The following is a 2,420-nucleotide window of genomic DNA, read 5'->3' as shown; positions in this document are numbered from 1 at the left end:
CCCGAGCCCCGGAGGCGGCTCGGGGCGCTGACGACCCCGCCCGCCGACCCGAGGTGACGGACGCGGACCCGTCGGCCGGTCTCCGACCATGACAGCGGCCCCGCACCCACCGGAAGGGAATCCGGTCGGGTGCGGGGCCGTCGTCGTGAAGGGGACGGGCGGAGGCCCGGGGCGTCAGCCCTGCTGGATGCGCCGCATCCAGGCCTCGACCTCGTCCGGGGTGCGCGGCAGCGCGGCGGAGAGGTTCTCGGCGCCGTCCTCGGTGACGAGGATGTCGTCCTCGATGCGGATGCCCATGCCGCGGTACTCCTGAGGCACCGCCAGGTCCTCCTCCTTGAAGTACAGGCCCGGCTCGATGGTGAACACCATGCCCGGCTCGAGCACGCCGTCCAGGTAGAGCTCGCGCTTGGCCTGGGCGCAGTCGTGCACGTCCAGGCCGAGGTGGTGGCTGGTGCCGTGCGGCATCCAGCGGCGGTGGTGCTGACCCTCCTCCGAGAGGGCCTCCTCCACAGAGACCGGAAGCAGGCCCCACTCGTGCAGGCGGGAGACGAGGACCTTCATGGCCTCGGCGTGGATCTCGCGGAAGCGGATGCCCGGCTTCACGATCGCATAGGCGGCGTCCGCCGCGTCCAGCACGGCCTGGTACGCCTTGCGCTGGATCTCCGTGAAGGTGCCGTTGACCGGGAGGGTGCGGGTGATGTCCGCGGTGTAGAGGGAGTCGGCCTCCACGCCGGCGTCCAGCAGGAGCAGGTCGCCGTCCTTCACGTCGCCGGTGTTGCGGATCCAGTGCAGGATCGTGGCGTTGTTCCCCGAGGCGGCGATCGTGTCGTAGCCGAGGTCGTTGCCCTCGAGCCGGGCACGCGCGAAGAAGGCGCCCTCCACCATGCGCTCGCCGCGGCCGTGGCCGATCGCGCGCGGCAGGGCGCGCACCACGTCCTCGAAGCCGGCGATGGTGGCGTCCACGGAGCCGCGCATCTCGGCGATCTCCCACTCGTCCTTCACCAGGCGCAGCTCCGAGGTGAACTCGGCGAGCTCGCGTCCTGCGTCTCGGCGGCGGCCAGGTCCACGCCCGCGGCGGAGCGGGTGGACTCGACCAGCTGCAGCATGTCCGCGTCGTCCGAGCGCAGCAGGCGCAGCTGCACCTGGCCGGCGGCGGGGGAGCCGGCGTCCTTGGTCACGGCCACCTCGAGCTCCTCGAGGGAGGCGGTGCGGATGCCCGTGCGGGCTGCCAGCTCGGCCAGCGTCGGGCGGGGGCCGATCCAGAACTCGCCGGAGCGGGCGTTCGCGTAGAACTGCTCGGTGTCCCGGCCGGCCAGCGGACGGAAGTACAGGGTGGCCGCATGCGAGGAGCCGGCGTCCCCGGCACCGGAGTCGGTGGGCTCGAGCACCAGCACGGCGTCCGGCTCGTGGTCCACGCCCAGGCCAGTCAGGTGCGCGAACGCCGAGTGCGGGCGGAAGCGGTAGTCCGTGTCATTGGAGCGGACCTTGAGCTGGCCCGCCGGGATCACCAGGCGCTCGCCGGGGAAGCGGGCGGAGACGGCCGCACGGCGGCGGGCGGCGTGTTCGGCCGAGGGATCGGCCTCCGGCAGGTCGGTGCTCGCCGGGGCCCACTGCGAGCCCATGAACGCACGGAACGCGTCCGAGCTCGGCGCTGCGAGCGGTTCTCCACGCGCTCGCCCAGCGGCTGGGTCTGCTTCTCTGCCTGGTCGGCGGCGGTCTCGGGGGCGGTCTTCTCGCTCTTCTGGTCGGTCATGTCCTCCATCTTGTCACCGTCGTCGGGCGCGTGCAGGCCCCAGGGCGGTCCGGCCGCGTCGCCCCGTAGGCTGGAGCGCATGAGCACGCCGCGCTACGACCTGCACACGCACTCGACCGTCTCGGACGGCACCGAGTCTCCCGCCGAGCTCATGGCGGCCGCGGCGGAGGCGGGGCTGGACGGCCTGGCGATCGCGGACCACGACACGAACGCCGGCTGGGCCGCGGCCGCCGACGCCGCCCGCGCCCACGGCCTGCTGCTGGTCCGCGGCATGGAGATGAGCTGCCGCACGGACGAGGGCGTGTCCGTGCACCTGCTGTCCTACCTGCACGACCCGGACCACGACGGCCTCAACGCCGAGATGGCCCGCGCCCGCGACGCCCGCCTGCACCGTGCGCAGACGATGGTGGACCGCCTCGCCGAGGACTTCGACCTCACCTGGGACGACGTGCTGGAGCATGCGGGGGAGGGTGCCACGATCGGACGCCCCCACCTGGCCGACGCGCTCGTGCGGATCGGCGTGGTCCCGGACCGCACGGCGGCGTTCCAGTCCATCCTCACCGGCTCCTCGAAGTACTACGTGCCGCACTACGCCCCGCACCCGGCCGACGCCGTCCGCCTCGCCGCGCCGCCGGCGCGTCCCCGTGTTCGCCCACCCGCTGGCCTC

2 pseudogenes are annotated in these 2,420 nt (G+C 73.5%); one reads left to right on the top strand and one right to left on the bottom strand.

Annotation, left to right across the window (positions count from 1 at the left end):
* Positions 1-174: 174 nt before the first annotated feature.
* Positions 175-1,753, bottom strand: a pseudogene (locus AC2W7A_RS11570) (aminopeptidase P family protein).
* Positions 1,754-1,832: 79 nt separating this feature from the next.
* Here AC2W7A_RS11570 and AC2W7A_RS11565 point away from each other — a divergent pair.
* Positions 1,833-2,420, top strand: a pseudogene (locus AC2W7A_RS11565) (PHP domain-containing protein); the annotation flags it as partial.

The sequence above is a fragment of the Micrococcus sp. LASM2_SD2 genome (assembly GCF_057364565.1).
This window is presented reverse-complemented; position numbering and strand designations above follow the sequence as displayed.